At 66.8% G+C, this 15,045-nt stretch carries 13 protein-coding genes and 1 tRNA gene; 7 read left to right on the top strand and 7 right to left on the bottom strand.

The features are described from left to right. Nucleotides 1-264: 264 nt before the first annotated feature. Together tig and NZL82_RS17220 are read right to left on the bottom strand one after the other, a co-directional pair. The gene (gene tig / locus NZL82_RS17225; RefSeq protein ID WP_261270981.1) at nucleotides 265-1,929 is read right to left on the bottom strand and encodes a trigger factor; all 1,665 of its coding nucleotides are present in this window, start codon (nucleotides 1,927-1,929) and stop codon (nucleotides 265-267) included. Between the two features lie 59 nt (nucleotides 1,930-1,988). Next, a tRNA-Leu gene (locus NZL82_RS17220) sits at nucleotides 1,989-2,073 on the bottom strand. A 122-nt stretch (nucleotides 2,074-2,195) separates the two neighbouring features. On the opposite strand from NZL82_RS17220, the gene NZL82_RS17215 reads away from it, so the two are divergent. Both NZL82_RS17215 and NZL82_RS17210 read left to right on the top strand, forming a co-directional pair. Continuing rightward, nucleotides 2,196-2,354 (top strand): hypothetical protein, encoded by a 159-nt coding sequence (locus NZL82_RS17215; RefSeq protein WP_261270980.1) that lies wholly within the window; start codon nucleotides 2,196-2,198, stop codon nucleotides 2,352-2,354. A gap of 8 nt (nucleotides 2,355-2,362) precedes the next feature. After that, nucleotides 2,363-2,605 carry a hypothetical protein gene (locus NZL82_RS17210; RefSeq protein ID WP_261270979.1) on the top strand — a complete coding sequence of 81 codons (243 nt, stop codon included), beginning with the start codon at nucleotides 2,363-2,365 and terminating at the stop codon, nucleotides 2,603-2,605. A 263-nt stretch (nucleotides 2,606-2,868) separates the two neighbouring features. On the opposite strand, the gene gatB is transcribed toward NZL82_RS17210, so the two are convergent. From gatB to gatC, 4 genes are read right to left on the bottom strand one after another with little or no spacing between them, the layout of a single operon-like run. Then, nucleotides 2,869-4,350, bottom strand: coding sequence for an Asp-tRNA(Asn)/Glu-tRNA(Gln) amidotransferase subunit GatB (gene gatB, locus NZL82_RS17205; protein WP_261270978.1), 1,482 nt, complete (start codon nucleotides 4,348-4,350; stop codon nucleotides 2,869-2,871). Further along, entirely contained in the window at nucleotides 4,347-4,763 is a 417-nt protein-coding gene (locus NZL82_RS17200) for a hypothetical protein (RefSeq protein WP_261270977.1), read from the bottom strand. The genes gatB and NZL82_RS17200 overlap by 4 nt, the downstream gene beginning before the upstream one ends. Further along, nucleotides 4,757-6,238: an Asp-tRNA(Asn)/Glu-tRNA(Gln) amidotransferase subunit GatA gene (gatA, locus tag NZL82_RS17195; protein WP_261270976.1), complete on the bottom strand. Its 1,482-nt coding sequence runs from the start codon at nucleotides 6,236-6,238 to the stop codon at nucleotides 4,757-4,759. Before gatA ends, NZL82_RS17200 begins: the two co-directional genes overlap by 7 nt. After that, complete coding sequence (gene gatC / locus NZL82_RS17190) at nucleotides 6,238-6,525, bottom strand: Asp-tRNA(Asn)/Glu-tRNA(Gln) amidotransferase subunit GatC (protein WP_037568622.1); 288 nt, start codon at nucleotides 6,523-6,525, stop codon at nucleotides 6,238-6,240. The genes gatA and gatC overlap by 1 nt, the downstream gene beginning before the upstream one ends. Before the next feature lie 138 nt (nucleotides 6,526-6,663). Here gatC and NZL82_RS17185 point away from each other — a divergent pair, with 138 nt between their 5' ends. The 5 genes from NZL82_RS17185 (at nucleotide 6,664) to NZL82_RS17165 (ending at nucleotide 13,072) form a co-directional block, all read left to right on the top strand. Beyond that, the gene (locus tag NZL82_RS17185) at nucleotides 6,664-7,770 is read left to right on the top strand and encodes a DUF3089 domain-containing protein (protein ID WP_261270975.1); all 1,107 of its coding nucleotides are present in this window, start codon (nucleotides 6,664-6,666) and stop codon (nucleotides 7,768-7,770) included. Beyond that, complete coding sequence (gene ruvX / locus NZL82_RS17180; RefSeq protein WP_261270974.1) at nucleotides 7,767-8,231, top strand: Holliday junction resolvase RuvX; 465 nt, start codon at nucleotides 7,767-7,769, stop codon at nucleotides 8,229-8,231. The genes NZL82_RS17185 and ruvX overlap by 4 nt, the downstream gene beginning before the upstream one ends. A gap of 181 nt (nucleotides 8,232-8,412) precedes the next feature. Then, the gene (locus NZL82_RS17175) at nucleotides 8,413-10,782 is read left to right on the top strand and encodes a TonB-dependent receptor (RefSeq protein ID WP_261270973.1); all 2,370 of its coding nucleotides are present in this window, start codon (nucleotides 8,413-8,415) and stop codon (nucleotides 10,780-10,782) included. Nucleotides 10,783-10,874: 92 nt separating this feature from the next. Further along, nucleotides 10,875-11,858 (top strand): aspartate carbamoyltransferase catalytic subunit, encoded by a 984-nt coding sequence (locus NZL82_RS17170; RefSeq protein WP_261270972.1) that lies wholly within the window; start codon nucleotides 10,875-10,877, stop codon nucleotides 11,856-11,858. Next, nucleotides 11,855-13,072, top strand: coding sequence for a dihydroorotase family protein (locus NZL82_RS17165; RefSeq protein WP_261270971.1), 1,218 nt, complete (start codon nucleotides 11,855-11,857; stop codon nucleotides 13,070-13,072). The genes NZL82_RS17170 and NZL82_RS17165 overlap by 4 nt, the downstream gene beginning before the upstream one ends. Nucleotides 13,073-13,227: 155 nt before the next feature. Here NZL82_RS17165 and NZL82_RS17160 read toward each other — a convergent pair whose 3' ends face one another. Further along, complete coding sequence (locus NZL82_RS17160) at nucleotides 13,228-14,967, bottom strand: DEAD/DEAH box helicase (RefSeq protein ID WP_261270970.1); 1,740 nt, start codon at nucleotides 14,965-14,967, stop codon at nucleotides 13,228-13,230. Between the last annotated feature and the right edge of the window lie 78 nt (nucleotides 14,968-15,045).

Raw genomic sequence — 15,045 nt, 5'->3', positions numbered from 1 at the left:
TCTGCGCCATCTGACATGGCGAGATGCTCGTATAACATTCCTCCCCTGCAAGGGGAGGGGAACCAGCGAAGCTGGTGGAGGGGTGTCCCCGGTCGCGAAAGTGGTTCGACCTCACCACGCGTGACACCCCTCCGTCAGGCCTGCGGCCTGCCACCTCCCCTTGCAGGGGAGGAAGATCGGTGCGCCCTGATACAGGAAGGGCGACCGCTCGCGCGACCGCCCTTCCCTGTTTCGTCACGAACCGAAGTCCGCAGCGCCTTGCGATTATTCGGTCGGCGCGGCCTTCTTCGCGCGCGGCTTCTTGGCGGGGGCTTCGGCCGCCTCGGCCTCGCCTTCCGCCGGAGCGGCTGCCTTCTTCACACGCGGCTTCTTGGCGGGCGCAGCTTCCTCGGTCGCTTCGGCAGGCGCTTCCGCCTCAGCCTCGGCCGGAGCCTTCTTCGCGCGGGTCGCCTTCTTCGGCGCTTCCTCGCCGGTCGTCTCGCCGGCCGCGTCCTCGGTCACGTCGGCCTTCTTGGCCTTCGCCTTGGCGGGCTTCTTCGCGCCGTGGTCATGACCATGGTCGTGATCGTGATTGTGGACATGCGTGCCCGAAGCGAAACCGTCCTCGCTCTCGATCGCGGCTTCCAGCTCCTCACGGGTGGTCTCGCGGTCGGTGATCTCGGCCTTGCTGAAGAGGAAGTCGACGACCTTGTCCTCATAGAGCGGGGCGCGCAGCTGGGCGGCGGCCATCGGCTCCTGCTGGACATACTGAATGAAGCGCTGGCGATCTTCGGGGCCGTACTGCTGCGCGGCCTGCGCGATCAGGCGGTTCATTTCCTGCGCGGTCACTTCGACGCCATTGGCCTGGCCGATCTCCGAGAGGAGCAGGCCCAGACGGACGCGGCGCTCGGCGATCTTCTGATAATCGTCGCGCTCCTTCTCCATCTCGGCCTTGGCGGCCTCGGGGTCTTCCTCATGGGTCGCTTCATGCTCAAGCTGCGCCCAGATCTGCGAGAATTCGGCCTCGACCATCGACGGCGGCACTTCGAAGTCGTGACCATCGGCCAGCTGGTCGAGCAGCTTGCGCTTCATATAGGTGCGGGTCAGGCCGTTATGCTTTTGCTCGATCTGCCCCTTCAGCAGGCCGCGCAGCTGCTCCAGGCTCTCGAGGCCCAGATTCTTCGCCATCTCGTCGTCGATCTTGGCTTCGCCAGCGGTCTTCACCGACTTGATCGTCAGGTCGAAGATCGCGGGCTGACCGGCCAGGTCCTTGGCGGGATAGTCCTCGGGGAAGGTGACCGAGATCTGCTTCTCTTCACCGGCCTTCACGCCGACCAGCTGGTCCTCGAAACCGGGGATCAGGCGACCGCCACCGATCTCGACGGCCATGTCCTCGCCCGAGCCGCCCTCGAAGGCGACGCCGTCCGCGGTCTTGCCGACGAAATCGACGGTGACCTGGTCGCCCTGTTCAGCGGCCTTGTCGCCCGCATCGTCCCAGCGCTTCTGCTGATCGGCGAACTTCTGGAGCTGCTCGTCCACCGCCTCGTCGGCGACCGGAACGGTCAGACGCTCCAGCTTCAGCGCGTCGATCGCGGGGGTCGGGACCTGCGGCAGCACTTCGAGCGTGACGGTCAGCTTGGCGTCCTGGCCCTGCTCATAACCCTCGGCCAGTTCGACCTGCGGCTGCATCGCGGGACGCAGGCCCTGCTCGGCGATCAGCGACTGCACGCCTTCCTGCAGCGCGGTGTTCAGCGCGTCCTGCAGCAGCGCCGGGCCGTGCATCTTGCGAACGAGATTCGCGGGCACCTTGCCGGGGCGGAAGCCGGGCATCTTCATCTGCGGAGCGATGCGCTTCAGTTCGGCATCGACCTTGCCCTCGATATCCTGGGCGGTGATGGTGAGCGTGTAGGCGCGCTTCAGCCCCTCGTTCAGCGTCTCGACAGTCTGCATCTAAAGGCCTTCAATCTGGAGAAATTCCGTGTGGCTGTCGCCCCGTTTTGACCGGGGACTGGTGCGGGCGAAGGGACTCGAACCCCCACATCTTACGATACTGGAACCTAAATCCAGCGCGTCTACCAGTTCCGCCACGCCCGCACGAGGACACCGCCGATGGGCGCGCGTCTATATCACCATGGGCGGCTTCGGCAAGGGACAACAGGCAACATGTGCGGTCGCGATGCGTTTATCCCCTCCCCAGTCCGAATTGGAGAGCGAGAATGGCCACCCAGCCCCCGCCCGAAAGCCCGCAGCCGACCCAACCGGCGCAACCCGATACGCCCCCGCCCGAAATCGTGCCGCCCGGCCCCGATATCGACCAGCCCGCCCCCGGCGTCGGACCCGGTGACCCCGGCACGCAGCAGCCCCCGCAGATTTGAGGAAGACGATGGCGACCAACCCCGAAAACCATCCCGACAGCCCGCCCGCCGAGGTGCCGGAGAACAACCCTGACAGCCCGCCGCGCGAGGACGAGCGGAGCGATATCGAGCAGGCGGTCGAGGCGCGATCCGATGCGGTCAAGCGTGGTGAGGGCGGCGAGGAGCCGGTGACGTTTACCAGCAGCGGCGAGCATGACGGCGTCGGCGGGACCGGCGGCGTGGTGCGGAACCAGGATTTGGATGCGCAATAGCAGGGCGCCAGTCTCGGTGAGACACCCTTGCCCTCCCCCGGCCCCTCCCGCCTGCGGGAGGGGAGAAGCTTGCGGCAAGGCGAGAAGATTCTCGAAGGCCGTTCGCTAGATTCGAAGCTCACGACAGCGCATGTCGCTCGCCAAAAGCACGCCCCTCCCGCAGGCGGGAGGGGATGGGGGAGGGAAAGCCGCAGGCGATGCCCTTTGCGAGACACCAAACCCTCCCCCAGCCCCCTCCCGCTTGCGGGAGGGGGAGCAATACATCACCCCGCCAGCGCCTTCTTCAGCAAGTCGTTGACCACCGCCGGGTTGGCCTTGCCGCCCATCGCCTTCATCGTCTGACCGACGAAGAAGCCGAACAGCGCCTCCTTGCCCGCGCGATACTGACCCAGCTGGTTGGGGTTCTTTTCCAGAACCTCGGCGATCACCGCCTCGATCGCGCCGGTGTCGCTGGTCTGCTTGAGGCCCCGCTCCTCAACGATCTTCGAGGGACCGTCACCCGTCTCCAGCATGATCTCGAACACCTGCTTGGACAGGCTGCCCGACAGCGTACCGTCGGCGACCAGCGCCAGCAGTTCGGCAGCCTGCGCAGGCGAGACCGGGCTTTCGGTGATGTCCTTGCCCAGCCGGTTCAGCGCACCGAATAGTTCGGCCGCGACCCAGTTGGCCGCCTGTGCGGGCTTGGCGCTCGTGCCTTCCAGCGCCTCCAGCAGCCCGTCGAACCAGCGCGCCGTCTCGACCTCGGCGGTCAGCACGCCCGCATTATACGGGGTCAGGCCCAGCGCCTCGTAACGGCGACGCTTGGCGTCGGGCAGTTCGGGCAGGCTGGCGCGGCATTCCTCGACGAACGCGTCGGCCAGCTCCAGCGGCAGCAGGTCTGGATCGGGGAAGTAGCGGTAATCATGCGCATCTTCCTTCGACCGCATCGAGCGCGTCGTGCCGCTCTCAACGTTAAACAGACGGGTTTCCTGGACGATCTTACCGCCATCCTCCAGCACCGCGACCTGGCGCTTCGCCTCATATTCGATCGCGGCCATGACGAAGCGGACCGAGTTGACGTTCTTCGTCTCGGTACGCGTGCCGAACTCGTCGCCCACTTTGCGGACCGACACGTTCACGTCGGCGCGCATCGAGCCCTCTTCCATATTGCCGTCGCAGCTACCCACGTACCGCAGGATCGCGCGCAGCTTGCGCAGATATGCCCCTGCTTCGGCGGGCGAACGCATGTCGGGGCGGCTGACGATCTCCATCAGCGCCACGCCCGAGCGGTTGAGGTCGACATAGGAGCGCGTCGGATGCTGGTCGTGCATCAGCTTGCCCGCATCCTGCTCGACATGGATGCGCTCGACGCCGATCGACTTGGTCGGGCCGTCGGGGTTCTTCTCGTCCAGGCTGATCTCGATCGCGCCCTCTCCCACCAGCGGGTGGTAGAGCTGGCTGATCTGATAGCCCTGCGGCAGATCGGCGTAGAAGTAATTCTTCCGGTCGAAGCGCGACCATTTGTTGATCTGCGCATCGATCGCCATGCCGGTGCGCACCGCCTGACGGATGCACTCCATATTGGGCACGGGCAGCATGCCGGGCATCGCGGCATCGACCAGCGAGACCTGGGTATTGGGCTCCGCGCCGAACGCGGTCGCCGCGCCGGAGAACAGCTTGGCGTTGGAGGTGACCTGGGCATGGACTTCCAGGCCGATCACGACCTCCCATTCTCCGCTCGCGCCCTGGATGCGATATTCGCTCATGTTCGATCTCGATGATGAAGATAGTTGATCGCCGTCAGGACGGCGTTGCTGCCCAGCAGGGCGACGATCCAGCAGGTCGACAGGATGCGCAGGATCGCGGTCTCGAAGCCGAGATGCCGCGCCTCCATCAACCCCATATAGGCCGCCCCCGCGCCCAGCATCAAAAACGCGATGCCCAGCCGAAACTCACCGCGCAGGATCACGCTGTTGCCCACGCACAGGCACAGGATGAAGCCCGCCACCCCAAGGAAGAACCGCGCCAGCATGTGGTGGTTGAAGGGGTGGTTGTCGATGTTGGTCAGCGACACGCCAACATAGGCGCTGAGGATCGCCCCGAACGCGACGTTCAGGGCGCCCTGTGCTTCCCGCAACACCGCGATGTTGCGGGCCGTGAAGGCGCGGTCGCTTACCACCAGGCCTGCGGACGGGCGGTGAAGCCCGCGCGCTGTTCGATGGCCAGCCCGGCGTTCAGCACGCCTTGCTCGTCCAGCGGCTTGCCGATGATCTGGAGGCCGAGCGGCAACCCGTCCTTGTCCAGACCGCCCGGCACCGACATGGCGGGCAGCCCCGCCAGCGAGGCGGGCACCGTGAACACGTCGTTGAGGTACATGGCCAGCGGATCGGCCTGCTTTTCGCCCAGCGCGAACGCCGCGGACGGCGCGGTCGGAGTGAGGAGCACGTCGCATTGCTCGAACGCCCGCTCGAAATCGCGCGCGATCAGCGTGCGCACCTTCTGCGCCTGCGTATAGTAGGCATCGTAGAAGCCCGCCGACAGGACATAGGTGCCGATCAGGATGCGGCGCTTGACCTCGTCGCCGAAACCGGCGGCGCGGGTCGCGGCGTACATGTCCTGCAACCCCGCCCCTTCGGGAAGGTCGCGCAGGCCATAGCGCACGCCGTCATAGCGGGCGAGGTTGGACGACGCCTCGGCCGGCGCGATGATATAGTAAGCGGGCAGCGCGTATTTGGTGTGCGGCAGCGAGACCTCGACGATCTCCGCCCCCGCATCGCGCAGCCAGTCGATGCCCTGCTGCCACAGCGCCTCGATCTCGGCGGGCATGCCGTCGACGCGATATTCCTTCGGCACGCCGACCTTCTTGCCCTTGAGGTCCGCCGACAGCGCGGCTTCCCAATTCGGCACGTCGAGCTTCAGCGAGGTCGCGTCCTTGGCGTCGAAGCCCGCCATCGCCTCCAGCATGATCGCGCAGTCGCGCACGTCGCGCGCCATGGGGCCCGCCTGGTCGAGCGAGGAGGCGAAGGCGATCGTGCCCCAGCGCGAGCAGCGGCCATAGGTCGGCTTGATGCCCGAAATGCCGGTGAAGGCGGCGGGCTGGCGGATCGATCCGCCGGTGTCGGTGCCGGTCGCGCCGGGTGCGAGGCCAGCGGACACCGCCGTCGACGACCCGCCCGACGACCCGCCGGGGGCGAGCGCGGCGGTGTCGTTCGGGCGACGCCAGGGCGAGACGACATTGCCGAACGCGCTGGTCTCGTTGGACGAGCCCATGGCGAACTGGTCGAGGTTCAGCTTGCCGAGCATACCCGCACCGGCGTTCCACAGATTCTGCGAAACCGTCGACTCGTACGGCGGCACGAAGCCTTCCAGGATCTTGCTGGCGGCGGTGGTCGCGACGCCCTTGGTCGCGAACAGGTCCTTCATGCCGATCGGCACGCCTGCCAGCGGCTTGAGCGTCTCGCCTGCCGCGCGCGCCGCATCGGCCGCATCGGCGGCGGCAAGCGCGTGATCGGGGGTTTCGACCAGGAAGGCGTTGAGCGCCCGCGCGCCCGCAACCTTGGCGTTGAAAGCCTCGGCGACTTCGCGCGCCTTGAACTGGCCGTCACGCACGCCGTCGCGGATGGCGGCGATGCCGAGTGTGGTGAGATCAGTCATTATTCGATCACCTTGGGCACCGTGAAGAAGCCATGTTCGGCCTGCGGCGCATTCTGCATGAGGAGGTCGCGGATGCCGCCGTCATTGACGACGTCGTCGCGCAGGCGAAGCTGGTTCGGGATCACCGCGGTCATCGGCTCGACCCCTTGGGTGTCGACCTCACCCAGTTGCTCGATCCAGCCCAGGATGTTCCCAAGCTCGGGGGCGAGGCGCGTCGCGTCCTCCTCGGTGATCGCGATGCGGGCTAGGCTCGCGATCTTCTTCACGGTTGCGGTATCTACGGACATGGACTTGCGGCTAGCATCGCCGCGCGGCTTCGCGCAACGCTTTTGCCGTCTCGGCGATTGCAACGGGGACAAGTGGGGCATCATGGATAGCAATTGCAGGCCGTCCAGTTTTGCTGCACCGCACAACGGAGTGACGATTTGGCGCGGAAATTCCTTTATGTCGTGGCGGCGCTCATCGTGCTGACGATCGCGGCCGCCTTCGCCTATCGGCTGTTCGGCAATCAGCTGCTCCGCTGGTCGACGGTCCCGTCCGAATCGTTCAAGGCTCAGGCGGCGCCCCCGGCCGATCTGTACGAGCGCAAGGTCCTGTGGCTGGCGCGGCCCGACATCGCCAACAATCCCGCATCCTGGGTTCCGGCAGGCTATGAGCCCGGTCGCCCCGGCACCGGGGCCGCCATCTTCTTCATCCACCCCACGTCTTACATCAACAAGTCGCACTGGAACGCGCCGATCGACGATCCGGAGACCAACGCCCGCGCCGAACTGTTCCTGCGTGGACAGGCCAGCGCGTTCAATGCGGCGGGCGACATCTGGGCCCCGCGCTATCGACAGGCGACCTTCGGGGCGTTTCTGACTAGCGTCCAGGATGCCGAACGCGCGCTCGGCCTCGCTTACCGGGACGTGGACGCCGCCTTCACCGCCTTTCTGGCGCAGGTCGATCCCAAGCGCCCCCTGATCCTGGCAGGACATAGCCAGGGTGCGCTGCACCTGTCGCGCCTGCTGACCGACCGGGTGGCCCAGAATCCTGCGCTCAAGCGGCGGATCGTCGCAGCCTATGTCGTGGGCTGGCCGATCTCGCTGACCGCCGACCTGCCCGCCATGGGCCTTCCCGCCTGCGAGCGCGCGGACCAGACCGGTTGCATCCTGAGCTGGCAGAGTTTCGGACAGCCCGCCGACCCGTCGCTGATCCTCGACGTGTTCGACAGGACGAACGGCTATACCGGCGCACCGCGCAAGGACAGCGCGATGCTGTGTACCAATCCACTGACCGGCACGTCGGGCGCGGAGGCTCCCGCCACCGCGAATCTGGGGACTCTCTTCCCCTCCTCCGACCTCAAGACCGCCGACATCATCGCGGGCCGTGTACCCGCCAAATGCGAGGGACGCGGCATCCTGACCATCGGCGAAGGGCCCAATGTCGGCCCCTATGTGCTGCCGGGCAACAATTACCACGTCTATGACTATAGCCTGTTCTGGGCGAATGTCCGCGCCGATGCGGAGCGCCGTTTGAAAGCCTTTCGATGAGCCTGATCACCACCGACCGTAGCGAATTCCGTGCCGCCCTCCCCTCGGGCGGGCGGCTGATCGGGCTGGACGTCGGCACCAAGACGATCGGAACCGCCTTGTGCGATGCCGGATGGAGCTTCGCCAGCCCCGCCACCCTGGTCCGCCGGACCAAGTTCACCAAGGACAAGGAACAGCTGATCGCGATGATCGCGCAACAGGGAGTGACGGGCCTTGTCATCGGCCTGCCACTGAACCTCGATGGGTCGGAGAGTCCACGCTCGCAATCGACCCGCGCCTTTGCCCGCAACTGCGCCGACCTTGGCCCCATCCTGCTGTGGGACGAACGCTGGTCGACGGTCGCGGTCGAGCGGACGATGATCGAACAGGATATGAGCCGCGCCAAGCGCGCCGAGCGGATCGACAACCTCGCCGCCGCGCATATCCTGCAAGCGGCGATCGATGCACTGGTGATGGCGTAATCCATGCCTTCTTCCCCCTGGAAGGGGAGGAAAGATTACCCCTGAACAAGGGACAGACCGCTGACCGCAAAACGACCAGTTTCGGCAAAAATGTCATATATTGGTCTTTAAGCAGTCGTTAACCCGTCACGGGAGCCCCGTAGCTGCGCCGCTTCTTTCGAAGCCTTTGGGGGGCCTAGCCGTGCAGCGTTTTTCCGTTCTTTCCCGTTCGATGCTGATGATCGGCGCCGCCGTCATCGCCATGCCCGCCTGGGCGCAGCAGCAGTCCGATTCGCCGTCGCCCGACGCTGCGACCAATGGCGACCAGATCGTCGTCACTGCGACCCGCACCACCCGTTCCTCGGTGGAGCTGGGCGCGGCGGAGATCCAGAAGGTGCTGCCCGGCGCCAACCCGGTAAAGGCGATCCAGACGCTGCCCGGCGTGCAGTTCGAGACGGCCGATCCCTGGGGCAATAACGAACAGAATATCGCGCTGTTCGTCCATGGCTTCAACCAGAACCAGCTGGGCTTCACGCTCGATGGCGTGCCGCTGGGCGACCAGTCCTATGGGAATTACAACGGCCTGAGCCCGCAGCGCGCGGTCATTTCCGAAAACGTCGCGCGCGTCCGCCTGACCGCAGGCGCCGCCGATCTGGGCACCGCGTCGGCCAGCAATTTGGGCGGCGGGATCGAGACCTATTCGAGCAATCCGACCGCGACCATGGGCGTGCGCTTCGCCCAGACGCTGGGCAGCTACGACGCCAGCCGTACCTTCCTGCGCATCGACAGCGGCGAGGTAGAGGGGCTGGGCGGCACGAATAGCGGATACCTCTCGGTCGTCCGGCAAAAGGCACGCGCCTGGGAATTCAATGCCAAGCAGGGCGGGTGGCAGGGCAATGCCAAGTTCGTTCACAAGGGCGAGAACGGTACGCTGACCGGCTATTTCAATATTTCCGATAAGGCCGAGCCCAATCAGGATTCGGTCGCGCACAATGCGGGCGGGATCGAGCCCTATTACCGCTCGCTGCTCTATCCGAACTGGCAGGCCGCGCTCGCCTATGTCGACGCCAACGGCGCGCCGCCGTCGAACAATCCCAACAATTACATGAACTATTTCGGCGATGCGCAGCGCACCGACTATCTGGGCTATATCAAGTACGAACACCGCTTCGGGGATGCGGTGACATGGACCAATCAGGTCTATTATCATCATGACGAAGGCCAGGGGCAGATCACCGGCCCGATCGCCGCGGCGGGCCTGCCCGGCCTGTTCCGCATCTATTATCCCGGACAGAATCTGAAGCAGGTCTTCGGCGGATCGGGCTATGCGCTGCGCACCACCGAATATGGCATCGACCGCAAGGGCGCGATCTCGACGCTGGCGATCCGGGCGGGCGATCACGAGATCGAATTGGGCGGATGGTATGAGCATAACCGCAACACCATCTTCCGCCGCTGGTATGCGGCCCCCATCGACAACCCGCCCTCGCCCTATGAATGGGCCGATCCCGCCAAGCGCCGCCTGACCCAATATGCCGCGATCACGAAGTACGACCTGATCCAGACGCATATCCAGGATCGCTGGCACGTCACCCCGACGGTGACGATCGAGGCGGGTTTCAAGTCCAGCCTGCAATTCGCCGATGGCCGCGTACCGACCCAGCCGTTGCCCGGCGCGCTGCCCGGTACCTCGACCGGCTATCCCGAGGGGCGGCTGAACACGAGGAAGTGGTTCCTGCCTGCCATCGGCGCGATCTGGGACATCACCACCAACGACCAGCTGTTCGGCCATATCCAGAAGAATGTCCGCCAGTTCCAGGCCTCGGTCGCGGCGGGCCTGTCGCCCTTCGCGGTGGGCAGCCAGCAGGCGTTCGAGCAGATCAAGGCGAACACCTCGCCCGAAACCTCCTGGACCTATGAAGCGGGCCTGCGCTCGCGCCATGCGCTCGATCTCGGCCCGCTGACCGCGATCGAGGGTCAGGTGAGCGCCTATCATGTCGATTTCGACAATCGCCTGCTTCAGATCAGCGCGACGCCGGTCATCGCCTCGGTCATCGGCGGCGTGTCGATCCTGCAGAATGTCGGTCGGGTCCGGACCAACGGTGTCGACGCCGCCGCCACGCTGCGCTTCGGTCCGCACCTGTCAGTCTACAACGCGCTGTCGTACAACAGCTCGAAATATCGCGACAATTATGTCAGCGGGACCAACACCATCCTGACCGCGGGCAAATATGTGCCCAACACCGCCAAGTGGCTGAACAAGACGGTGGTCACGATCAATGACGGCCCGTTCGAGATCCAGGCGATCGGCGACTATGTCGGCCCGCGCTTCGCGACCTATACCAACGATCAGGGAATCGGCGGGCGCTATCTGCTGAACCTTCAGGCGAGCTATACGCTGCCGCAGATCGACGGGTTCGGCGTCAAGGACCTGAAATTGTCGGTCAACGTCACCAACGTGACCAACCGCAAGGGCATTTACGAACTGGTCGTGGGTGCCGCGTCCAAGACCTGGAACAGCTATGCCCAGCCGCCGCGCATGGGCTTCATCACCCTGTCGGGCGCGTTCTGACGCCGATGGTCCCGCCCCGGCCCCGGATTATCGGGGCCGGGGCCAACTGCCCGCTTGCCCATCGCGCCGCCGCTCGCTACCCGGCGGCTTTAATGCAGACCTCGGATCATCGCCCCGGCACGCTCATTCAGGGTGGCGCCGTTTTCCCGCACCGGCATCTGACCGGAATCGACGGCCTTCAACCGCATGAGATCATGTTCCTGCTCGACGAAGCGGAACATTGGCTCGATCGCGGCGCGACCGATACGCCCGACACGCGGCTGGCGGGCCTCACCCAGATCAACGCCTTTTTCGAGAACTCGACCCGGACCCTGCTGTCCTTCGAGATCGCGGGGAAGCGGCTGGGCGCGGACGTCGTCAACATGCACGCCGCCCAGTCGAGCGTGAAGAAGGGCGAGACGCTGATCGATACGGCGATGACGCTGAATGCGATGCGGGCCGACGTCATCGTGATCCGCCACATGGCGAGCGGTGCCGTCCGCCTGATCGCCGACAAGGTCGACTGCCCGGTGCTGAACGCGGGCGACGGACGGCACGAGCATCCGACCCAGGCGCTGCTCGACATGCTGACCATCCGTCGCCGTCGCGGCGGCGTCGCGGGGCAGAAGGTCGTGATCTGCGGCGACATATTGCACAGCCGGGTCGCGCGCTCGGACATCCTCGCGCTGACCGCGCTGGCGGCCGAGGTGCGGGTCTGCGCGCCCTCGACGCTGATGCCCAAGGGGATCGAGCGCATGTTCGTCACCCCCTTCACCGATTTCGACGAAGCCATCGAGGATGCGGACGTGGTCATGATGCTGCGCGTCCAGAACGAGCGGATGGCGGGCGGCTATATCCCCTCCACCCGCGAATATCGCCTGCGCTACGGCCTTACGCCTGAACGCCTCAAGCGCGCCAAGCCCGGTGCGCTGGTCATGCACCCCGGCCCGATGAACCGGGGCGTCGAGATCGACTCGGAGGTGGCGGACGGCCCGCAATCGGCGATCACCGAGCAGGTGGCGATGGGCGTCGCGGTCCGCATGGCCTGTCTGGACGTGCTGACCCGCCGAGCCCGCAAGCTGGAGGGCTGGGCATGAGCATCACCGCCTTCACCAACGCCGTGCTGGTCTGCCCGGTCGGCGGCGAGATCAGGGGCCAGACCCTGCTGGTCGAGGACGGCGTCATCACCGGCACCGGCAACGTGCCGGAGGCCGCGACCGCGATCGACTGCGGCGGCAAGATGCTCGCCCCCGGCATCGTCGATCTGGGCGTGTTCAAGGTCGACAATGCCGCCTTCCGCGCGGGCGGGATCGTGCGCATCGGCCTGATGCCCGACCAGTCGCCGGTGCTCGATGACCCGGGCGTGGTGCAGCGCGCGGCGCTGATCGGGCGGCCGGACCTGTGGATCCACCCCATCGCGGCGGCGACCCGCTCGCTGGCGGGCACCGACCTTGCCGAGATGGCAGTGTGCGTCTCGGCTGGGGCGATGGCCGTCGGCACCGGGCGCGGCTGGATCGCCGATTCGGGCGTGATGCACCGGGTTCTCGCCTATGCCGGCGATCTGGGCCTGACCGTCATCGCCCATGCCGAGGATGGTGGCCTGGCCGCCGACGCGGTCGCGACCGAGGGCGAGACGGCGAGCCGCCTGGGCCTGCCCTCCGCCCCCGCCATCGCCGAGTCGCTCGCCATCGCGCGCGACCTGATGCTCGCGGAGGAAACCGGGGCCAAGCTGCATATCCGGCAGGTGACGACGGCGGCGGGCTTCGACCTGATCCGCGCGGCCAAGCGGCGGGGCGTAAAGGTGACGTGTGGGATCACCCCGGCGCATCTCCACCTGTCGGACATCGCAATCACCGATTTCCGCACCTTCGCCCGCCTCTCACCCCCCTTGCGCGACGAGAGCGACCGGCAGACGGCGCTGGCGGCGGTCGCGGACGGGACGGTCGATGTCATCGGATCGGGCCATGACCCGCATGGCCCCGAGGCAAAGCGCCTGCCCTTCGTCGATGCCGAGGCAGGCATGGCGGGGGCGGAGACGCTGTTGCCGCTGGCGCTGATGCTGGTACGCGACGAGCGGATCACCCTGCCCCGGCTGTTCGCGCTGCTGGCCGCCAATCCGGCCAGGGTGCTGGGCCTCGACACCGGCACGCTGGAGCCGGGCAAGCCCGCCGACCTGATGCTGTTCGATGCCGAAACGCCGTGGATGATCTCGGGCGATGCCTTCGCCTCGGCGGGCAATACGCCGTTCGACGGCTTCCCCGTCCAGGGCCGCGCGCAGCGGCTATGGAAGGCGGGACGGGAAATCCTTTAACTTTTGCGAGGCCCGTCGCCCCAGCGCAGGCTGAGGCCTCTGGCGAATATTTCCGGAGAGCCGAGAAAGGCCCTCGCCTGCGCTGGGGCGACGTCCAACAAAAAAGCCCTCCCCGAGACGTGTCGGGGAGGGCTTTTTGCTGAACCGTGCCTGGCTTAGCCGCGACGGGGACCGCGCGGTCCGCCCTGGGTGGGGCGCGGCGAGTAGCGGCGCGGGCCGCCGGGGCCGCCAGCGGGACGGCCACCCATCGGACGGTTGCCGCCCGGACCGCGACGCGGGCCGCCATGACCCGAACCACCGGCGGGCGGGCCGTCGGCCTGCTCGATCGCGATATCGTCTTCGGCATGATCCGCCTCGGTCCGCTTCAGCGCGGCGACGAAGCGCGACGCCAGCGCGGCCGGGATCTCGAACAGCGTCTCGTTGGGCTGGATGCGGATCGCGCCGATCTCGTTGCGGGTGATGTGCCCGCGACGGCAGATCAGCGGCAGGAGCCAGCGCGGATCGGCATTCTGGCTGCGCCCGACGCTCATCCGGAACCAGACGGTATCGTCAAAGCCTTCGCGACGCTCGCGCGGGGCGGGCGCATCGCCCTCGATCAGTTCCTCGGCCTGGGGCAGCGCGGCGCGGTGCGCGCGGACCAGCGCGGCGGCGATGTCCTCGGCCGACTTCTCGGCGAGCAGGCGGGTCGCCAATTCGCGATCGGCCTCATCCACCTCGACCGGCGCGAGCAGCGCGGTCAGCAGGCGCTCGCGGTCCTGCGCCCGGATTTCCTCCAGCGTCGGCGCGCGCCGCCACTGGGCATCGATCCGCGCACCGCGTAGCATGCCCTCGACCCGGCGGCGACGCGGATAGGGGACGATCAGGATCGCGGTGCCCTTGCGGCCCGCGCGGCCGGTGCGGCCCGAACGGTGCTGAAGCGCCTCGGCATCGCGGGGAATCTCGACATGGATCACCAGCGTCAGGCCGGGAAGGTCGATGCCGCGCGCCGCGACGTCGGTCGCGACGCAGACACGGGCGCGACCGTCGCGCAGCGCCTGGAGCGCATGGTTGCGCTCGTTCTGCGAATGCTCACCCGACAGCGCGACCGCCGAGAAACCGCGCTCGACCAGGCTGGAATGCAGGTGGCGGACATTGTCGCGCGTGGCGCAGAACAGGATCGCGACCTCGGCCTCATGCAGGCGCAGCAGGTTGACCACCGCCGCCTCGATATCGGCGGGCGCGACCGTCACCGCCTGATATTCGATGTCGCTATGGCCCTTTTCCTCGCTGATCGTCTCGATCCGCTTGGCGTTGTTCTGATAGCGCTTGGCGAGCTGGACGATCGGGCGCGGCATGGTGGCCGAAAACAGCAGCGTGCGACGCTCGGACGGCGTGCCGTCGAGGATCTGCTCCAGATCCTCGCGGAAGCCCATGTCGAGCATCTCGTCGGCCTCGTCGAGCACCACCGCCTTGAGCGAGGACAGGTCGAGCGCGCCGCGCTCCAGATGGTCGCGCAGACGGCCGGGGGTGCCGACGACGATATGGGCGCCGTGGTTCAGCGCCCGCCGCTCGCGCGAGGCGTCCATGCCGCCGACGCAGGTAGCGATGCGCGCGCGTGCACCGGCATAGAGCCATTCCAGCTCGCGACTGACCTGCAGCGCCAGCTCGCGGGTCGGCGCGATGACCAGCGCCATCGGCGCACCGGCATGGGGCAAATTCTCGCCATCGACCAGCAGGTCGTTCGCCATGGCCAGGCCGAAGGCGACGGTCTTGCCCGACCCGGTCTGGGCGGAAACGATCAGGTCGCGACCAGCGGCGTCAGCCTCGATGACGGCAGCCTGGACGGGCGTGGGCGCGGTATAGCCACGCGCGGAGAGAGCAGCCGACAATACCGGCGGCAAAGCAGAGAAAGGCATGGGGACTCCAACAGAAAAAGGAGCGCGTACCGCCGAACCAAGGGACCCATCCCACTCGGTTGGCGGATACACCCATGC

Origin of the sequence: Sphingomonas sp. LC-1 (assembly GCF_025371035.1) — a bacterium.
Taxonomy (GTDB): Bacteria; Pseudomonadota; Alphaproteobacteria; order Sphingomonadales; family Sphingomonadaceae; genus Sphingomonas; species Sphingomonas sanguinis_E.
Note: the sequence above shows the minus strand (reverse complement) of the source record. Positions and strands in the feature narration are given on the sequence as shown.

Bases quoted from the DNA above. Each gene is read 5' to 3' on its own strand.
- gatB (WP_261270978.1), bottom strand. From the start codon at position 4,350: ATGAGCGAATATCGCATCCAGGGCGCGAGCGGAGAATGGGAGGTCGTG.
- tig (WP_261270981.1), bottom strand. From the start codon at position 1,929: ATGCAGACTGTCGAGACGCTGAACGAGGGGCTGAAGCGCGCCTACACG.
- gatC (WP_037568622.1), bottom strand. From the start codon at position 6,525: ATGTCCGTAGATACCGCAACCGTGAAGAAGATCGCGAGCCTAGCCCGC.
- NZL82_RS17165 (WP_261270971.1), top strand. From the start codon at position 11,855: ATGAGCATCACCGCCTTCACCAACGCCGTGCTGGTCTGCCCGGTCGGC.
- NZL82_RS17215 (WP_261270980.1), top strand. From the start codon at position 2,196: ATGGCCACCCAGCCCCCGCCCGAAAGCCCGCAGCCGACCCAACCGGCG.
- NZL82_RS17170 (WP_261270972.1), top strand. From the start codon at position 10,875: ATGCAGACCTCGGATCATCGCCCCGGCACGCTCATTCAGGGTGGCGCC.
- ruvX (WP_261270974.1), top strand. From the start codon at position 7,767: ATGAGCCTGATCACCACCGACCGTAGCGAATTCCGTGCCGCCCTCCCC.
- NZL82_RS17160 (WP_261270970.1), bottom strand. From the start codon at position 14,967: ATGCCTTTCTCTGCTTTGCCGCCGGTATTGTCGGCTGCTCTCTCCGCG.
- gatA (WP_261270976.1), bottom strand. From the start codon at position 6,238: ATGACTGATCTCACCACACTCGGCATCGCCGCCATCCGCGACGGCGTG.
- NZL82_RS17210 (WP_261270979.1), top strand. From the start codon at position 2,363: ATGGCGACCAACCCCGAAAACCATCCCGACAGCCCGCCCGCCGAGGTG.